Below are 17999 nucleotides of genomic sequence, written 5' to 3'. Positions count from 1 at the left end.
GGGGTCATCCGCTGGGGCTCTGGCCCATAGACCTTGCCCCAAGGCCCGATGTCAACGCCCCCGACCGGCGCAGGCAAAGCGGTCGGGTTGTGGCGACGGCAGGGGGGCGATATATCCCGCAAGGTCCGTAAAGGGGCAGGGGAAGCATGGCCGTCAGGTCCGACAAAGCAGGCCGCATCGGCGCATGGATCACGGATCGCCTGATCCGCGCCGCGCTCTGGCTTGTCCTCAGCCTGCCCTTCGACGCCCGCCGCAGCCTTGCCGCCGCGCTGATGACGCGCATCGTCGCCCCCCTGGCAGGCTGGCGCAAACGCATCCGCGAAAACCTCGCCCTCGTCCGCCCCGACCTGCCCGAAGCCGAAGTCGCGCGCCTTGTCCGCGACGTGCCGCGCAGCATCGGCCGCACGCTGGCCGAACTCTATTCCGGCCCGGAATTCGTGGCCCGCGTGGCGCGCGAACCCCTGCAAGGCGCCGGGGTTGCCGCCCTGGAAGAGGCGCATCGCACCGGCCGCCCCGTCCTGCTCGTCACCGGGCATCTGGGCAATTACGACGCCATCCGCGGCGGCCTGATCGCCCGCGGCTACCGCGTGGGCGGCCTTTACCGCCCGATGGACAACCCCTTCTTCAACCATCACTACGTCGCCGCCATCTCGCGCATCGGCACGCCGCTTTTCCCGCGCGGGCGCAAGGGGCTCGCCGATATGGTCCGCTTCCTCAAGGGCGGGGGCATGGTCGGCGTGGTGCTGGATCAGTCGATGGGCGACGGCGCGATCCTGCGCTTCTTCGGGCATGAGGCGCTCACCGCCCTCTCCCCCGCCGAAATGGCGCTGCGCTACGACGCGCTGGTGGTGCCCACCTATGGCATCCGCCGCCCCGATGGCGGCTTCGACATGGTGATCGAGGCCCCGATCCCCCATGGCGATCCCGAAACCATGACCCAGGCCCTGAACGACAGCCTCGAGGCACAGGTCCGCGCCCATATGGACCAGTGGCTCTGGACGCACAGGCGCTGGAAGATGATCAACAAGACCTGGTAGGTGTTGCCACCGGCAGCAGCCCCAGGATCAGGCCCGCCGTCTCGGCCACCCCGTCCGCCTCGGCCGCCAGCACCGCCTCGGCCGCCGCCGTCAGGCCCGCCCGCGCCGCGGGATCGCCGCTCAACGCCGCCACCGCATGCGCCAGCGCCGCCGCATCGCCCACCACCCGCGCCGCGCCCGCGCCGTCCAGCCGGGCATAGAGATCGGCGAAATTGCCCACATGCGGCCCATGCAGGATGGCCGAGCCATGCAGCGCCGGCTCATAGGCATTGTGGCCCCCGATCCCCTGCACCAGCGACCCCCCGATGAAAGAGACCGGGCAGAGATCGAACCAAAGCCCCATCTCGCCCAGCGTATCGGCCAGGTAGACCTGTCCCCCCGGGGCCTCGCCCTGGCTGCGGCGGCTCTGTTCCAGCCCCGCCGCCGCGACCAGCCCCGCCACCTCGTCGCCGCGCGGCGGATGGCGCGGGGCCAGGATCAGCATCGCCTCGGGCCGCTCCGCGCAAAGCGCGCGATGCGCCGCCAGCACCGCCGCCTCCTCGCCCGGATGGGTCGATGCCGCCAGCCAGACCGGCCGGCCCGCCAGCGCCGCGCCCAGCCGCGCCCGTTCCGCCGCATCCACCGGCAGCCGCGCCGCCCCCCGCTTCAGCGTGCCCGTCACCCGCACCCGCGCCGGATCCGCGCCCAGCGCCACCAGACGTTCGGCCATCGCGCCATCCGTTGCCACCAGTGCGGCAAAGCGCCCAAGGATCGCCGCCGCCACGCCCCGCATCCGCGCCCAGCGCGCGGCCGACCGGTCCGACATCCGCGCATTGGCCAGAATCAGCGGGATGCCCCGCCGATGGGTGGAATGGATCAGCCGCGGCCAGAACTCGCTCTCCACCATCACCGCGACATCGGGCCGCCAATGCGCGAGGAACCGCTCCACCGGCCCCGGCACATCCACCGGCAGATATTGCAGGATCACCCGATCCGGCACGCGGCCCTGCATCAGATCCATCGCCGTCACCGTGGTGCAGGTCAGCAGCACATGCAGGTCGCCCCGCGCCGTCAGCGCCTGCAACAGGGGCAGCACCGACAGGCTTTCCCCCACACTTACCGCATGAACCCAGATCAGCGCCCCGTCCGGGCGTGGCAGGGCGGTCCGCCCCAGCTTCTCGCGCCAGCGCGCCGGGTCTTCCTTGCCACGCGCCCGCCGCACCCGCAAAGCCACCGCCGCAAGGGCAGGCCCCAGCACCCGCCCCAGCCCCAGCACGACCGACAGCACCGCCGAAGGCGGCGGTGCATCGGGCGGGGAAACGGCGCGCGCATCGGTCATGCCGGAGCCTTACACCGCCCCGCGCGCCCTGTCACTTCACCCCGAAGCGCGGGCACCACCGCAGGGGGCGTGCCTATTTCGTCAGGATCAGCTTGCCCGCCCGCGTGATGCGCAGGGCATAGACCTGTCCATCCAGCAGGATGCGGGCCTGCACGCCCCCCCGCGTCAGGACGCGGGCATCATGCATCGGGGCCGCATCCTGCGGCAGCGTCACCACCGGGCGGGGCTGCGCGCCCTGCAGGCGCATCGGATCGGGACGCATGTTCATCGGCCTGCCTCCATCCGGTCGAACAGGGCCTCCAGCCCCGAAGCGGCGCTGCCGGGCATCCAACCCGTCAGCGCCTGGCGCAGCAGATCGGCCATGTCCGGGGAAAGGTTCGGGACCAGTGCCGGGGACGGACCTGCGGCCAGCGGTCGGTATGTCATGCGGGGAAAACGGATCATCTCGCCAACTTTCTCTGGGATGAAGGGGCAGGGGCGCCGGGCTGACCGCATGGGCTGGCTGGGAGATGCAAGTAACCTATCAAAACAGTCGGGAATGTAAACCTGATTCTTTTGCTAAGCTTTTCCTCCCGCAGCACACCCTTTCCCCGCCCCCCGCCGCCTGCTAACCAGATCGCACAAAAACCGGAGCTTCCCATGCCTGCCGACAGCCTGACCTGCTTCAAGGCCTATGATGTGCGTGGCCGCCTTGGCCATGACCTCGACGAAGCCATCGCCGCCCGCATCGGCCGCGCCTTCGCCGAAGTGCTGGGCACCACCCGCGTGGTGCTGGGCCGCGACATCCGCGCCTCGTCGCAAAGCCTGGCCGATGCCGTGGCGCAGGGCCTGATGGAGGCCGGGGCAGAGGTGCTCGATCTCGGGCTTTGCGGCACCGAAGAGGTCTATTTCGCCACCGGCCATCTGGGCGCGGATGGTGGCATCTGCGTCACCGCCTCGCATAATCCGATGGATTACAACGGGATGAAGATGGTCCGCGCCGGATCCGCGCCGCTGGATGCCGCAACCGGCCTTGCCGCGATCCGCGCGCTGGCGGAATCGCAGGACTTCGCCCCCGCCCGCCCGGGCGGCCGCCGCAGCGATGCCTCTGCCACCCGCGCGGCCTATGTCGAACGCGTGCTTTCCTTCGTCGATCCCGCCGCGCTGCGCCCGCTCCATATCCTCGTCAATGCCGGCAATGGCGCGGCCGGGCCGACCTTCGATGCCATCGCCGCCGAACTGGCCCGCCGCGGCGCGCCGCTGCGCTTCACCCGGCTCCATCACACCCCCGACGGCAGCTTTCCGAACGGCATCCCCAACCCGCTCCTGCCGGAAAACCAGCCGGTCACCGCGCGCGCCGTGATCGCCGAGGGGGCCGATCTCGGCGTCGCCTTCGACGGCGATTTCGACCGCTGCTTCTTCTTCGATCACGAAGGCGGCTTCGTGCCGGGCGAATATGTCGTGGGCCTCCTGGCCGAGGTCTTCTGCGCCAAGGAACCCGGCGCCGCCATCGTCCACGATCCGCGCGTGATCCTCGCCACCCGGGCCGCCGTCGCCCGGGCAGGGGGCCGCGCCATCATGGCCCGCACGGGCCATGCCTTCCTGAAACAGGCGCTCCGCGACCATGACGCCGTCTATGGCGGCGAAATGTCGGCGCATCACTATTTCCGCGATTTCTTCGCCTGCGACAGCGGCATGATCCCCTGGCTTCTGGTGGCCGAACTGATGGGCCGCAGCGGCCAGTCGCTGGCCGCCCTTCTGGCCGACCGCCGCGCGGCCTTCCCGTCGTCCGGAGAGATCAACTTCCGCGTCCCCGACGTCCGCGCCGCCATCGCCATGGTCGATGCCCGCTACGCCCCCCGCGCCGAAAGCCGCGACGAAACCGATGGCCTCTCGCTCGATTTCGGGACCTGGCGGATGAACCTGCGCGGCTCGAATACCGAACCGCTCCTGCGCCTCAACGTCGAATCCCGCGCCCGCCCCGATCTGGTGGAACAGGCCGTGGCCGAGATCACGGCGCTTCTTGCCTGACCGCGTATCTGGCCCGGCCGTTGAATTTGGGTATTTGGGCCAAGATGAAGACCATGACAGTTCCCCTTCATCTTGGCCGAAATACCCGCAGGGGGTGAATGGCCGCGCCAGCGGACAGAGGGGGCGGCACGCCCCTTTTGACGTGGAGCGGGATGAGCGCGCCCCGCGCGGCACGCGACCCAAAAGGCTTGCGCGTCCCCCGAAAGGGGGGCGCGCTCCGCCGGATCACCGTCCGTCGCCGCCCCGCGTTAACCTTAACGCCACGTCAACCCAACGCCCGCCGCGTGCCCACGGCTAGCGGCACAGAAGGCGGCACAGCCTCCGGCACCGTCACATCACCGCCCCGATCTGCCAGGGCACGAATTCCGCCCCGCCAAAGCCCAATTCCTCCGACAGCGTCTTCTTCCCCGAAGCGACCTCGACAATCCGGGCCAGGATCTCTTCGCCCTTGGCCTCGATGCTGACGCCTTCGGTCAGGATATCCCCGCAGTTGATATCCATGTCCTCCGCCATCCGCGCATACATCTCGGAATTCGTCGCCAGCTTGATGCAGGGGCTGGGCTTGTAGCCCGACACCGACCCCCGCCCCGTGGTGAAGACGATCATCGTGGCCCCGCTGGCAATCTGCCCGGTCACCGAACAGGGGTCGTAGCCGGGGCTGTCCATATAGACAAACCCATTGGTATCAATGGGTTCCCCGAACTTGTAGACAGCCGCCAAGGGCGCGGTCCCCCCCTTCGCCACGGCACCCAGCGACTTTTCAAGGATCGTCGTCAACCCGCCCTTCTTGTTCCCCGGTGACGGGTTGTTGTCCATCTCCCCATCATTCCTGGCGGTATAGTCCTCCCACCAGCGGATGCGTTCGATCAACCGCTCCCCCACCTCCGGCCGCACGGCCCGGCGCGTCAACAGATGCTCCGCCCCATAGATCTCCGGCGTCTCGGACAGGATCGTCGTTCCCCCCATCCTGACCAGCAGGTCGGATGCATGTCCCAAGGCCGGGTTCGCCGTGATACCGGAATAGCCATCCGACCCCCCGCATTGCAGCCCCACGATCAGCTTGGACACAGGCGCGGGACGCCGCTCTACCCGCGACGCAACCTCTGCCATTTCCCGAAGTATTTCCAACGCCTTGGCAATCGTCGCCCGCGTCCCGCCCGTGCCCTGGATGGTCATGTAGCGGAAATTCCCGTCCGGCCGCAGCCGCCCCTGGCCCACAAGGTCCGGCACCTGCATCACCTCGCATCCCAGCCCCACCAGCAGGATGCCCCCGAAATTGGCGTTGCGGGCATAGCCCTTCAGCGTCCGCATCAGGGTCTGATATCCCTCATTCGTCCCCGACATGCCGCAGCCCGTCTGGTGGACGATGGGCACGATGCCATCGACATTCGGCATCCCGTTCAGCACCGGGTCCTTCTCCGCCGCTTCCGCAATGAAACGCGCGACCGAACCCGAACAGTTCACGCTCGTCAGGATACCGATGTAATTCCGCGTGCCGACCTGCCCATCCGCCCGATGATACCCCATGAATTCAAGCGGTTGCAGCGAGGGCAGGGGCCTGCATTCCGCCCCGATGGCATAATCGTCCGTATGCGGCGCCATGCCCAGATTATGCGAATGCACATGCGCCCCGGCCGCGATCTCCTCCACCGCCTGCCCGATGATCTGGCCATAGCGCAGCACGTTCTCGCCCCGCGCGATCCCCCGCGCCGCGATCTTGTGCCCGCGCGGCACCGGCCCCGTCAGCGCAATCCCCTCCACCACGGCCCCCTTCGGCAGATCGGCCAGCGCGATCACCACATTATCCGCCCCGTGCAACCGGATCACGCCTTCCGCCATATGCCCCCCTTGCAGCCCTTCCTTGACAGGGGGCCGTGCATGCCTAACATGTTAGCATGTTACAGCCGCCCGAACCCTCTTCACAAGTGCCTTCCGAAGCGCGCCTCGCGCCGCTTGACCATTTCTCCGGCAGCCTTGGCCAGCGCGTCTACCAGACCCTGCGCGAGGCGATCCTCTCGCTCGCCTATCGCCCGGGCGAGATCCTGCGCAAACCGGAAATCTGCGATGCGCTCGGCGTCTCGCGCAGCCCCGTCGCCGATGCCGTGGCGCGGCTGGCGGCCGAGGGGTTGGTGGATGTCGTCCCGCAGGCGGGCACCTTCGTCGCCCGTTTCTCGATGGAAGAGATCCGCGAAGGCGCCTTCCTGCGCGAGGCGATCGAAGTGGCCGCAATCGAACGCGTGGCCGAAACGATCACCGAGGATCAGCTCACCCAACTGCGCCGCAACCTCACCGTGCAGGCGGCGCTGATTGCCGATGGGGATGTGCCGGGCTTCTACCAGACCGATGCCCGCATGCACGAACTGCTGCTCTCCTTCACCGGCTTCCGCAAACTTGCCCAGGTCAGCGAGACGGCCTGGCTCCATGTCAACCGCGCGCGGCAACTCATCCTGCCCGTCCCGGGCCGCATCGCCGCGACACTGGACGAACACCGCGCCATCCTCACCGCACTCGAGGCGCGCGATCCCCAGGCCGCGCGGCTTGCCACGCAGCACCATCTGCGGCAATTGATCACCTATCTCGAACCGCTGGAACGCGACCGGCCCGATCTCTTCGATCCGGCCTGAAAGGCTTGCCCCCATGACGATCCCCAATCGCCCGCGCTATGCAACGCGCCTGAATGCCTTCAAACGCAAGGGCGACACGGTGGCCGACATGATCACAAGGGCAGGGGAGGTGGGTGGATTGAACGCCGCCGACCTGAACTTTCCCGACCATTTCGATCATCACACCCCGGAAGAACTGACCGGAATCTTGCAAGATTCGAACATGGCGCTGAACGGCCTCGCCATGCGCTATTACACCGACCCGGGTTTCAAACTGGGTGCCTTCACCCATCCCGATGCCACCGTCCGCCGCGCCGCCATCGACATCACGAAGCAGGGTCTCGACGCCTTGGCGCAGATGGGCGGGCAGGTGATGACCATCTGGCTGGGCCAGGACGGCTTCGATTACAGCTTCCAGGGCGACTACAATCGCATGTGGGATGACACCCTCTCGGGCCTTGCGGAAATCTGCGACCACAACCCCGCCCTCGACATCTCCATCGAATACAAACCGAACGAGCCGCGCTCCTGGTCCGTCCTGCCCGACATGGCCACGACGCTTCATGCCATCCGCGACCTGAACCGCCCCAATCTCGGCGTCACGCTCGACTTCTGCCACATGCTTTTCGCCGGAGAGATGCCCGCGAAATCCGCCACCCTCGCCGCCCGCCACTGCCGCATCATGGGCGTCCACCTGAACGATGGCTATGCCAAACGCGACGATGGGCTGATCGCGGGCACTGTCCACCCGATCCAGACGGTCGAACTCTTCTGGACGCTTGACCGTATCGGCTATGACGGCGTCATCTATTTCGACACCTTCCCCGATCACGGCGGCATGGACCCGGTGCAGGAATCCCGCGCCAATCTCGCCCTCACCGAACGCCTGCGCGCCGTCGCCGCCTCCCTCAAGGACGACCCCACCCTCACCGCCGCCATGGCAAAACAGGACGCGGCCACCGCCACCCGCCTCATCGCCCGCGCCCTTTACGGCGCCTGAGGCAATCCCCTTCGTCTTGGCTCAAATACCCTCGGGGGGTGCGGGGGGCGAAGCGCCCCCGCCCTGAGCCGAAGCGCGAATGCGCGCAGGCGAGGCAAAGAACTTGCGCCGCGCCCTTCGCGCGGCGCTCCGCTTCACAACCCGTAAAACCCCGCCGCCGTCCCGCCAAAGACCAACGCGCGGTCCACATCCGACAGGCCCGCCGTCAACTCCAGCGCCGCCGCCCGCCAATCCGCATATTCCCCGCGCAACCGGCAGACCGGCCAGTCCGACCCCCACATCACCCGCTCTGCCCCGAAGGCCGCGAAGACGTGGTCCACGTAAGGCCGCAAATCCTCCACCGTCCAATCCGCATCCGCCTCGGTGATCAGGGCGGAGAACTTCACCACTGCCGCCGTCTCATCCGCGATCCGGCTCATGCCGTCGGCCCAGAAGCGGAAATGCGCCTCCGACTTCTCACGGATCTGCGGCTTCATGCAGTGATCGACCACGACCTGCATCGTCGGATAGCGCTTCAGGATCGTCAGGAAATTCGCCAGATGGCGGGGAAATCCCAGCGCATCGAAGCGCAAGCCAAGGTCGCACAACGCGCGGAAGGCCCATTGCACATCCTCGCGCAGCATCCAGCCGTCATCCGGCAGGTCCTGGATCATGGGCCGGACGCCCTTGAACTTCGGATGCCCCGACAGGCGCTGCAATTCGGCAAGGTCGGCGGGCCGTTCGAAATCCACCCAGCCCACCACGCCCAGAACCCAAGGCGTCGCATCGGCGATGCCCAGCATGTATTCCGTCTCGGCCACGGTCGGCGCGGCCTGCACCAGAACCGTGCCCTCCACCCCTGCCGCCTGCAATTGCGGCCACAGCTCGAAGGGCGCATAGGGCCGCGACAGGACGGGATCGTCCTTCGGCATCCAGCCGTAATCGCCCCGCCCGGGGTGCCAGAAATGCTGATGCGCGTCGATCTGCATGGCCTTCCCCCTCATACCGGCGCGTCGGGGTGGATCAACCCCTCGGCCTTCATCGCCTCCCACAGCGCGGGCGGTATCTCTGCCGCCGCTGCCGCGAGGTTGCTTTCCATCTCGAACAGGCTCTGCCCGCCGGGGATCACAGACACGACGGCGGGATGCCGCGTGCAGAACTGGAAGGCCGCATCGACCAGCCGCACGCCATGCGCCTGACACAGCGCCTGCAAACGCCCCGCCTTTTCCATCGCCCAATCCGGCGCGTCGTTATAGCGGTACTGCGCCCCCGGCCGTGGCCCCGTGGCAAGGATGCCGGAATTGTAAGGTCCACCCACGACCACCCCGACCCCCCGCGCGGCGGCGGGGTCCATGAAGCCCGTCAGCGACTCGGTCCGCAGCAGCGAATATTCCCCCGCCAGCAGGAAGATGTCGAAATCCCCCCGATCCAGCAGCCAGCGGCAGGGTTCCCACTCATTCACCCCCGCGCCGAAGGCCCGGATCACCCCTTCTTCCCGCAGCTTCACCAGCGCGCGATAGCCGCCTGCCATGAACTCTGCCAAGCGCGCATCCAGCGCCGCCTGAGAGCCGTGGTTGAAGATGTCCAGATCATGGGCATAGAGGATGTCGATCCGGTCTATTCCCAACCGCTCCAGCGAAAACTCCACTGACCGGAATACGGCATCGTAACCGTAATCGTAAACCTCGTTCCGCGATGGCACGTCGAACCACTTGCCGAACCCGTCGCGCTTGTCAGGTGTCGTCGCCCTGAACAGCCGCCCGATCTTTGACGAGATGACATATTCATCCCGCGGCTTCCCCCGAAGGAAACGGTTCAACCGCGTCTCCGACAGACCCAGCCCGTAAAGCGGCGCGGTGTCGTAATAGCGGATACCGCCGTCCCATGCCGCCTGTAGCACCGCATGGGCATCGTCATCCGAAATCGCGCGGAAGAGGTTGCCGATCGGGGCCGACCCGAATCCCAGAACGGTAAAGTCCAAGCCCCCGTTGCCCAACCTGTCCCAGTGCCGCGTGTCCTGCATCTTTCCCTCCGCCCGTAACTGACATGCTAGTATGTTCCCCCTTCCGGTCCAATCCCTTTCCGTCTAGCCTTCGCCCATCTCGGGAGGATGAGAATGTCACGGTTCGAAAAGGTCTTCGGTGCGGGCAGGAAGCCCGTCATCGCCATGGTGCATCTGGGCGCGCTGCCCGGAACGCCCCTGCATGACAAGGCGGGCGGGGTGGAGGCGATCATCGCGGGTGCCGCCGCCGACCTTGCCGCGTTGCAGGCGGCGGGCGTCGATGCCGTGATGTTCGGGAACGAGAATGACAGGCCTTACGAGTTGAAGGTGGACACCGCCTCGACCGCGACGATGGCCTATGTGATCGGCCGCCTGCGCGACCGGATCACCGTGCCCTTCGGCGTGAACGTGCTGTGGGACCCGCTGGCCAGCGTGGCGCTGGCTGCCGCGACGGGCGCGGCCTTCCTGCGCGAGATATTCACGGGGACTTACGCCAGCGACATGGGGATATGGGCGCCCGACGCGGGGGCCGCGCAGCGCTACCAGCACCGTCTGGGCAACACGGATTGCGCGCTGCTCTACAACGTCTCGGCGGAATTCGCAGGCTCGCTTGATCCCCGTTCACTGCCCGACCGCGCGCGGTCGGCGGTGTTTTCGTCCATCCCCGATGCGGTGCTGGTATCCGGCGCGATCACGGGCGAGGCGGCGGAGATGCGCGATCTGGAGGCGGTGAAGCGGGTCCTGCCCAGGACGCCGGTTCTGGCCAATACGGGCGTGAAACATGCGACCATCGCGGATGTGCTGCGCGTGGCGGATGGCTGCATCGTGGGATCGGCGCTGAAGCAGGGCGGCGACACATGGGCCGCCGTCGATGCCGACCGCGCGACGGATTTCATGGACAAGGCCCGCGCGGCGAGGGGGTATTGATGCCTGCAAAGCGGAGCGCTGACGCGCAAGCCTTTCCTGTCGCCTCCCGCGCGTGCCGCGCGTCCGGCTCCGCGTTCAGGGGGCGCACGCGCCCCCTCTTGGCCGTGCCGGCCAATTCACCCCCTGTGGGTATTTTTGCCAGGATGAAGGGGCAGGGGAAGCAGGATGCTGCGTGATCTCATCCGCGATTACATGCTGATCCCCGGTCTTGCGGGGCATGAAGATCGCATCCGCGCGCGCATTGCGGCAGATCTGGATGCGCTGGGGATTGCGCATCGGACGGATCGGCTGGGGAACCTGTCGGCCACGCTGGAGGGCGATCCGGCGGCGCCTTCGGTATTGGTCTTCACCCATATGGACCAGTTGGGGTTCATCGTGCGGAAGGTGGAGGCGTCGGGGCTGATCCGGCTGGAACGGCTGGGCGGCGTGCCAGAGCGGGCGCTGGCGGCGCAGGCGGTGGTGATCTGTTCCCGCAAGGGCGATATCCCCGCGCTGATCGCCAACAAGAGCCACCATGCGACCACGCCCGAGGAGAAGTATCGCGTGGTGCCTTACGCCGAGCTTTACGTTGATGCCGGTTTCGCCTCGAAGGCCGAGGCGGAGGCGGCGGGCCTGCGCATCGGCGATCCGGTCGTCTATCGCCCGCATGTGATGGAACTGGCCAATGGGCGGCTGGCGGGGACCAGTGCGGATGACCGCGCGGGCTGTGCCGCGCTGGTCGATCTTGCGGCGCGGCTGCGGGATCGGGCGCCGGGGCCGGCCGTCCACCTCGTCTGGTCGGTGCAGGAGGAATACAACCTGCGCGGCGTCTTGCCCGCGGCGGCGGCGGCAAAGCCCGACATCGCCTTCCAGATCGACCTGCTGCTGGCCTGCGACACGCCGGACATGGTGGCGCGGGGCGACGTGACCTTGGGTGGCGGCCCCGGCATCAGCCTCTATTCCTTCCACGGGCGCGGCACGCTGAATGGGGTGATCCCGCATCCGGCGCTGGTGGCCCTGATGGAGGACACGGCACAGGCCGAGGGGCTCCCCCTGCAACGGTCCGCCCATACCGGCGCGCTGACAGACCTGTCCTATATCCAGTTCATGGGCGAAGAGGGGGTGGCCTGTCTCGATGTCGGCTTCCCCATGCGCTACACCCATTCCGCGCTGGAGGTGGTGGACCCTGCCGATGTCGCGCAGATGGTGCTGCTGCTGCAATCGGCCATCGCCCGCATCACCCCCGGCTTCAACCTGATCCGCTGATCCCATGACACACACGCTCGGCATCGACATAGGAACCTTCGAATCCAAGGGCGTTCTGGTGGACGGCACGGGCCGCATCGTCGCCACCGCCACGCGACCCCACAGGATGCTGGTGCCGCGTCCCGGCTGGGCGGAGCATCGCGCGGAGGAGGATTGGTGGGGCGATTTCGTCCACATCACCCGCGCGCTTCTGGCAGAGTCGGGGGTGGCGGCGACGGATATCGCCTGCGTCGCGGCATCGGCGATAGGGCCCTGCATGCTGCCCGTGGATGCGGATGGTGCGCCGTTGATGAACGGCGTCCTCTACGGTGTCGATACGCGGGCGGCGGTGGAGATCGAGGATCTGACCACCCGCATCGGCGCGGATCGGATCATGCAGGTCTGCGGCAATGCGCTGACCTCGCAATCCGTGGGGCCGAAGATCCTGTGGTTGAAGAACCGGCAACCCGAGCTTTACGCGCGGACGGCGAAAGTCCTCACCTCCACCTCCTACATCACGTGGAAGCTGACGGGGGAATATGTCATCGACCACTATACGGCGGCCAATTTCTCGCCCCTTTACGACGTGAACGCGCTGGCCTGGACCGATGCGCTGGCGCCCGACATCCTGCCTCTGGAGAAGCTGCCGCGCCTGATGTGGTCCACCGACATCGCGGGCCATGTGACAGCGGCGGCGGCGGCCGAGACGGGGCTGGCGATCGGCACGCCCGTCACCTGCGGCACCATCGACGCGGCGGCGGAAGCCGTCAGCGTGGGCGTGCAGCGGCCGGGCGAGATGATGATGATGTACGGGTCGACCATATTCATCATCCAGGTGACGTCGGACCCCGTCCGCGATGCGCGGCTGTGGTATGCGCCGTGGTTGTGGCCCGGCATGCATGCCTCGATGGCGGGGCTGGCGACATCCGGCACGCTGACGCATTGGTTCCGCGACCAGTTCGCGCGGGATACGTCCTTCGGCAACCTGGCGGCAGAGGCGGCGGCAAGTCCGAAGGGCGCGAAGGGGTTGATCTGCCTGCCCTATTTCAGCGGGGAACGGACGCCGATCCACGACCCCCTCGCCAAGGGCGCCTTCTTCGGGCTCGACCTCACCCATACGCGCGGCGACATGTTCCGCGCGGTGCTGGAGGGGATCGCATCCGGCACCGCCCATGTGCTGGACACCTATCGCGCGCTTGGGGCCTTTCCCGACCGCATCCTCGCCGTGGGGGGCGGGACGAAGAACGCGGTCTGGATGCAGGCCACATCCGATATCGGCGGGGCGGGGCAGATCGTCTGCGAAAAGACGGTGGGGGCGAGCTACGGGAACGCCTTCCTTGCCGCCACCGCCGTGGGCAAGGCGCTGCCCGACCAGATCGTGGAATGGAACCCCGTCGCGCGGACGGTGCGGCCCGAAACCGTGGCGGCCTATGCGCGGCAATATCCGCTGTTCAAGCGGCTTTACGCCCAGACCCGCGACATAGCGCATGAACTGGGCGGTGCGTGATGCGCTATGACCGCATGCGCCCGCATCAGGTGCAGGCGGCGATTGCCGCAGGGACACCGGTCGTCCTGCCGCTGGGTGTAATGGAACATCACGGTGGCCACCTGCCCGCAGGGGTGGACCTGCTGGCCGTGACCGAAATCCTCGACCGTCTGGGGGATGAGATCGTCACCCTGCCGCCCTTCGCCTATGGCGCGGCCTCCCATGCCGTCGCGGGGCCGGAGCATGGCACGACGCTGCATGTGGATGCATCCGCCCTCGTGCCGTTTTTCGAGGCGCTGTGTGCCTCGCTCATCCGCGCGGGGTTCCGCAATGTCCATGCGGTGATCCACCACCAGTCGGAAAACATCGCGCAGGGCATGCCCACCGACCTTGCCTTCCGCCTTGCCGCCCGCAACGCGATCTTCCGGCATCTGGAGGCGGAGCGCGGCGCGGGCTGGTGGGGCCGGCGCGACATGGCAGATTACTATGCCCAACACGGGCAGGGAACCGACCCTTTCAACTGGATCCGCCTGCATCCGCTGTTTCCGAAGAACGACGTCTTTCCCTTCGATCATGCGGGAGAGGGCGAGACGGCACTCATGCTGGCCCTTGCCCCCGACACCGTTGCGATGGAACGGGCAGGGGAGGGTGATCCCTGGTGGACCGAAACCGCCCCCCGCGCCACGGCGGCAAGGGGAGAAGAAGGGGTGCAGCTGGCGCTGGCGCATCTGCGCAAGGTGCTTGGCCTCTGAGACAGCGCCCGCCTAAAGCTCTGGCAAGTCCACCACGCCCTTCTTCAGGATGAAGCACCCGTAAGGCCCGCTATCGCTGGTGCGGATGATGGCGAAGGACCGCTTCGCCGCCTCGTAGAAGGCGAACCGCTCCAGCGCCTGCACCTGCACGGCCCGCCCCTCGGCCAGATCCACCACCGCCTGCATCCGCGCGAAGATCGGCACCACCCCGTCGGGGTCGCCCACCACCTGCATCCGGCTGACCGGCGCGGGAACGAAGCTATCCAGCGGCATCAGCGTCAGGATTGCCCGCGCCGCCGTTGGGATGTCGCAGCCCGCCATGTCGACCAGCCGCCCATAGGTCGTTTCCGCCGCGATCGTCGCCGCAGGATGGTTCACATCGCAGATCACCAGATCGTCGCCATGGCCCATCAGCATCAGCACATGCACGATCTCTGCCGACAGCCGCGGATCCATTCCCTTCAGCATCGCCACCCCCCGCGCGGCCAACGAATTTCCTGCGAAAATTCAGGCCGCGCGGGGCTGATTTTTCGCAGAAAAATCGTGGCCCCGCAGGCCGTCACTTCACCGCCCCCGCGGCCATTCCCTTGATGATGTATTTCTCCAGCACCACCCCGATCACGATCAGGGGCAGGATCGCCGCAAAGGACAGCGCGGCCATCGACCACCACGATATGCCCTGGCTCCCTGTCTGGCTGGCCACCATCACGGGCAGCGTATTGGCATAGGTCGATGTCAGCAGCGCCGCGAAGAAATACTCGTTCCAGGTCAGCACAAGCGACAGGATGAAGGCCGCCACCATCCCCGGCAGGGCGATGGGCAGGATGATCGTGGCGAATGCCCCCCAGATCGAAAGCCCGTCCACCAGCGCCGCCTCCTCCAGCTCCGTCGGGATCGAGCCGAACTGGTCGCGCATGATCCAGATCACGATGGGCAGCACCGACAGCGTATAAAGCAGGATCAGCCCCACCCGCGTATCCAAGAGCGCCAGTTCCCGGTACAGCACCAGGAAGGGCAGGGCCAGAACCACCGGCGGCAGGATCAGCTGGCTCAGGAAGAAAAAGCTGATATCGGCGTTCTTCATGAAGCCGAAGCGATAGTTGAACCGCGACAGGCCATAGGCCGCCAGGCTGCCCAAGGCCACCGCCAGCGCCGAGGACGTGACCGAGATCACCGCCGAATTCAGGAAGCGCTTCATGAACTCTGCCCGCACCGTGCTTTCATTGCCGATCGTATCCGGCGACAGGCCCAGCGACCGCCAACCCAGCCAGGCGGGTTGGTAATCCACCCAAGGCACCATGTTCCCCTTCATCACGTTGGGCGCCATCTTGAAGCTGGTCGTGATCGTCCAGTAGATCGGGAACAGGCAGATCACCGTCCACAGGATCAGCACGCCGTAAATGGCGATCCGGCTGGTCCACCACTTGGCGCGGTGGCGGCGGTCGGCCTCGGAATCGCGGAAGATCTGCGTGGTGGCGGTCATGTCCGGGGCCTCATCCAGCGGTCGGCGAGTTTCATCAGGATCGTCATGGCGATCACGATGACCACCAGATAGACAAAGGCCAGCAGCGTGCCGTAACCCACATTCGACCTCTCGCGATATTCGCGGAAGATGAAGCTGGTGACGGTATCCGTCGCCCCCCCCGGCCCGCCCGAGGTGACGTTGATCACCACATCCGCCAGCTTCAGCTTGAAGATGATGCGGATCAGGATCGCCGTGATCGACACGGGCAGCATCAGCGGGAATGTCACCTCCCAGAAATTCCGCCAGCCATTCGCGCCGTCAACCTTCGCCGCCTCGTTCAACTCCTTGGGGATGGCCTGCAGCCCCGCCAGGATCATGATCATCATGAAGGGGATATAGGTCCAGGCATCCATCACCATGATGGTCGCCCGCGCGATCTCGGGCGAACCGAAGAAGGACGGATTCTCCACCCCAAGGAACCGCGCCAGCCGCGACAGCGGGCCATAGCGCGCCTCCAGCATGGATTTGCCGATCATCCAGGACACCGCCACCGGCGACAGCATCAGCGGCAGCAGGAAGGCCACGCGAAAGAACTTCCGCGCCCGGATCTGCGCGTTCAGAAGCAGCGCAAGGCCGAATGCGATGGCATATTCCACAAGGATCGCCAGCGAATAAAGCACCATGTTCCACAGCGCGTTCCAGTAGAACGGGTCCGTCCACATCTGCCGGATATTGTCCAACCCGTTGAACTGCCGCCCCGTCGGGCTCGACAGGTTCCAGTCGCTGAAGGCGATGATCAGGCCGAACAGCAGCGGAAAGATCGTCAGCGCCGCCACGAAGATCGCTGCCGGCAGCACGAAGAGCGTGCGCTTCCCATGCTCGCCATTGATCAGCACCTGCCCCCAGCACAGCGCGACGGCCCAGGTGCAAAAGGCGTAAAGCGTGGGCCGCCAGTTGGCAAAGCCGAACTCTGCCTGCCCCGTGGCCTGCAGGAACTGCAATCCCCCCACCAGAGCCGTCAGCCCCGCCGTGCCCCAGATGATCGCCCGGCCAAAGCGCTTGCGCCCTTCGGGGATGTTGTCGTTCGTCACGACATGAAGAAGATCGCCTTCGCTGCTCACCTGCTCCCCCCGGAACGGTGCGCCAGAGCGGCGCACGGGTCATGCTAGCATGTTAGTCGGGGGGTGGGGCGGGTGGCAAGCGTGCCAGCAGGGCAAGGGTCGAAAAAGAAACGGCCCGCCACGAAGGGCGGGCCTTGATCAGTAGGACGGGGGGTCCGTCACCGCTTGCGCGGCGCTGCCGACCATGTTCCCCGGCCCGACGCCGGTGGGCATAGCAGTGCATGATACGCTTCTCAACGGAGAATGTTGCCATAGGCTATTGCATAGCTGCGTTGGGCTGATGGAACCCTTCTGATAAAGGGAGCAAACGCATAGGGTAAAACTATTTTTTCAGTGCTGGTGTGACTTAGCTTTTTCGCTCCATAAGCTTTCTGCGTCTGTCGATAATAGCTTTCGCTTCAAGAAAGCCATCATCTTGGTCTGATGGTTTTGGCTCCGGAAGCTTTGACGCGCGGATCGCTGTTTGAAGGTAATTCACCAGAGAGTAACTGTCTTCTAGAATTTCCCTAATGCCTTGCTTGAGTTCTGGATAAGCCGCAATAAATGAGCCAAAAGCAAATAATCCGGCATATAGTTTACCACGTATTGAGCCTTCAGATAACTCACCCAAGCGGAAATACGTTGGGATGGACCTGCGTCTATTTTTCCAAGTTTGGCGTTCGATTTGTCGCGACAATGAATACAAGAACTGATCGCCGTTTAAATCTTTTTTGCTCAATGCCGCGTCAAATGAGAAATCTAGACTGAAATCTGCTGTCTGGATTTCGTACCCGTTACGTTGAAAATTAAAATTTGCCATTCGAGCATCAATAATCCAGTTTCCGCTGGGTGTCCTGATGAACTTGCTGTTTTTAAGTATATCGCCGAACGGCGTGCGCTCATTGGGTTGATCTGCGATTTGCAAAATCTGATCTACGCTTGGGCCGTCAACTTCTTCTATCTTCGCAGACAAAAGGTCGATTTGAAGATGGCGATTTGAAGCCAAGCCACACCTCTAAAGCTTACGACAGTGGACTACTGTTTACGCCTCGCAAAACGCCCGCCACGGTTCCCCGCAGCGGGCGCTCTCATCCTA

The 17999-nt window shown here is 65.9% G+C and carries 18 protein-coding genes; 8 read left to right on the top strand and 10 right to left on the bottom strand.

Translation table 11 applies throughout. The annotated features are described in order from the left end of the window. Window positions 1-146: 146 nt before the first annotated feature. Window positions 147-1037: a lysophospholipid acyltransferase family protein gene (locus G5V65_RS12510; RefSeq protein ID WP_165050565.1), complete on the top strand. Its 891-nt coding sequence runs from the start codon at window positions 147-149 to the stop codon at window positions 1035-1037. Here G5V65_RS12510 and G5V65_RS22680 read toward each other — a convergent pair. From G5V65_RS22680 to G5V65_RS12495, 3 genes are all read right to left on the bottom strand, one after another. After that, complete coding sequence (locus G5V65_RS22680; protein WP_206526786.1) at window positions 1021-2355, bottom strand: 3-deoxy-D-manno-octulosonic acid transferase; 1335 nt, start codon at window positions 2353-2355, stop codon at window positions 1021-1023. The two genes, G5V65_RS12510 and G5V65_RS22680, sit on opposite strands and share 17 nt — an antisense overlap. A gap of 73 nt (window positions 2356-2428) precedes the next feature. Beyond that, window positions 2429-2623 carry a hemin uptake protein HemP gene (gene hemP / locus G5V65_RS22425; protein ID WP_241250554.1) on the bottom strand — a complete coding sequence of 65 codons (195 nt, stop codon included), beginning with the start codon at window positions 2621-2623 and terminating at the stop codon, window positions 2429-2431. Beyond that, window positions 2620-2781, bottom strand: coding sequence for a hypothetical protein (locus tag G5V65_RS12495; RefSeq protein ID WP_165050563.1), 162 nt, complete (start codon window positions 2779-2781; stop codon window positions 2620-2622). The genes hemP and G5V65_RS12495 overlap by 4 nt, the downstream gene beginning before the upstream one ends. A 213-nt stretch (window positions 2782-2994) precedes the next feature. On the opposite strand from G5V65_RS12495, the gene G5V65_RS12490 reads away from it, so the two are divergent. Next, window positions 2995-4365 carry a phosphomannomutase gene (locus G5V65_RS12490; RefSeq protein WP_165050561.1) on the top strand — a complete coding sequence of 457 codons (1371 nt, stop codon included), beginning with the start codon at window positions 2995-2997 and terminating at the stop codon, window positions 4363-4365. A 330-nt stretch (window positions 4366-4695) separates the two neighbouring features. On the opposite strand, the gene G5V65_RS12485 is transcribed toward G5V65_RS12490, so the two are convergent. Continuing rightward, window positions 4696-6204 carry a UxaA family hydrolase gene (locus tag G5V65_RS12485; RefSeq protein ID WP_165050559.1) on the bottom strand — a complete coding sequence of 503 codons (1509 nt, stop codon included), beginning with the start codon at window positions 6202-6204 and terminating at the stop codon, window positions 4696-4698. 56 nt (window positions 6205-6260) lie between these two features. Between G5V65_RS12485 and G5V65_RS12480 the strand changes: the two genes are divergently transcribed. Together G5V65_RS12480 and G5V65_RS12475 are read left to right on the top strand one after the other, a co-directional pair. Next, the gene (locus tag G5V65_RS12480; RefSeq protein ID WP_165050557.1) at window positions 6261-6989 is read left to right on the top strand and encodes a GntR family transcriptional regulator; all 729 of its coding nucleotides are present in this window, start codon (window positions 6261-6263) and stop codon (window positions 6987-6989) included. A gap of 13 nt (window positions 6990-7002) precedes the next feature. Next, window positions 7003-7968, top strand: coding sequence for a sugar phosphate isomerase/epimerase family protein (locus G5V65_RS12475; protein WP_165050555.1), 966 nt, complete (start codon window positions 7003-7005; stop codon window positions 7966-7968). Window positions 7969-8102: 134 nt separating this feature from the next. Here the strand turns inward: G5V65_RS12475 and G5V65_RS12470 are convergent, their stop codons facing one another. Then, entirely contained in the window at window positions 8103-8936 is an 834-nt protein-coding gene (locus G5V65_RS12470; RefSeq protein ID WP_165050553.1) for an amidohydrolase family protein, read from the bottom strand. A gap of 11 nt (window positions 8937-8947) precedes the next feature. Next, window positions 8948-9970, bottom strand: a complete 1023-nt coding sequence (locus tag G5V65_RS12465; RefSeq protein ID WP_165050550.1) for an aldo/keto reductase — start codon at window positions 9968-9970, stop codon at window positions 8948-8950. A 93-nt stretch (window positions 9971-10063) separates the two neighbouring features. Between G5V65_RS12465 and G5V65_RS12460 the strand changes: the two genes are divergently transcribed. The 4 genes from G5V65_RS12460 to G5V65_RS12445 all read left to right on the top strand — a co-directional run bounded on the left by G5V65_RS12460 (window position 10064) and on the right by G5V65_RS12445 (window position 14338). Further along, window positions 10064-10876, top strand: a complete 813-nt coding sequence (locus G5V65_RS12460) for a BtpA/SgcQ family protein (RefSeq protein ID WP_165050548.1) — start codon at window positions 10064-10066, stop codon at window positions 10874-10876. A gap of 165 nt (window positions 10877-11041) precedes the next feature. After that, window positions 11042-12121, top strand: a complete 1080-nt coding sequence (locus G5V65_RS12455; RefSeq protein WP_165050545.1) for a M42 family metallopeptidase — start codon at window positions 11042-11044, stop codon at window positions 12119-12121. 4 nt (window positions 12122-12125) lie between these two features. Further along, window positions 12126-13607, top strand: coding sequence for an FGGY-family carbohydrate kinase (locus tag G5V65_RS12450; protein ID WP_165050543.1), 1482 nt, complete (start codon window positions 12126-12128; stop codon window positions 13605-13607). Then, window positions 13607-14338: a creatininase family protein gene (locus G5V65_RS12445; RefSeq protein ID WP_165050540.1), complete on the top strand. Its 732-nt coding sequence runs from the start codon at window positions 13607-13609 to the stop codon at window positions 14336-14338. The genes G5V65_RS12450 and G5V65_RS12445 overlap by 1 nt, the downstream gene beginning before the upstream one ends. Before the next feature lie 12 nt (window positions 14339-14350). Here the strand turns inward: G5V65_RS12445 and G5V65_RS12440 are convergent, their stop codons facing one another. The 4 genes from G5V65_RS12440 to G5V65_RS12425 form a co-directional block, all read right to left on the bottom strand. Continuing rightward, on the bottom strand, window positions 14351-14806 hold the full coding sequence (locus G5V65_RS12440) for an RbsD/FucU family protein (RefSeq protein ID WP_165050538.1): 456 nt from the start codon (window positions 14804-14806) through the stop codon (window positions 14351-14353). 91 nt (window positions 14807-14897) lie between these two features. Next, a complete protein-coding gene (locus G5V65_RS12435) occupies window positions 14898-15821 on the bottom strand; it encodes a carbohydrate ABC transporter permease (protein WP_165050536.1) in 924 nt (307 codons plus the stop codon). Then, a complete protein-coding gene (locus G5V65_RS12430) occupies window positions 15818-16924 on the bottom strand; it encodes an ABC transporter permease subunit (RefSeq protein WP_165050533.1) in 1107 nt (368 codons plus the stop codon). The genes G5V65_RS12435 and G5V65_RS12430 overlap by 4 nt, the downstream gene beginning before the upstream one ends. Window positions 16925-17270: 346 nt before the next feature. Next, window positions 17271-17909: a hypothetical protein gene (locus tag G5V65_RS12425; protein ID WP_165050531.1), complete on the bottom strand. Its 639-nt coding sequence runs from the start codon at window positions 17907-17909 to the stop codon at window positions 17271-17273. Between the last annotated feature and the right edge of the window lie 90 nt (window positions 17910-17999).

This window comes from Paragemmobacter kunshanensis, from assembly GCF_011059185.1.
In the GTDB taxonomy this organism is placed as follows: Bacteria; Pseudomonadota; Alphaproteobacteria; order Rhodobacterales; family Rhodobacteraceae; genus Paragemmobacter; species Paragemmobacter kunshanensis.
The sequence above is the reverse complement of the archived record's forward strand: the minus strand, read 5'-3'. Positions and strand labels throughout refer to the sequence as shown.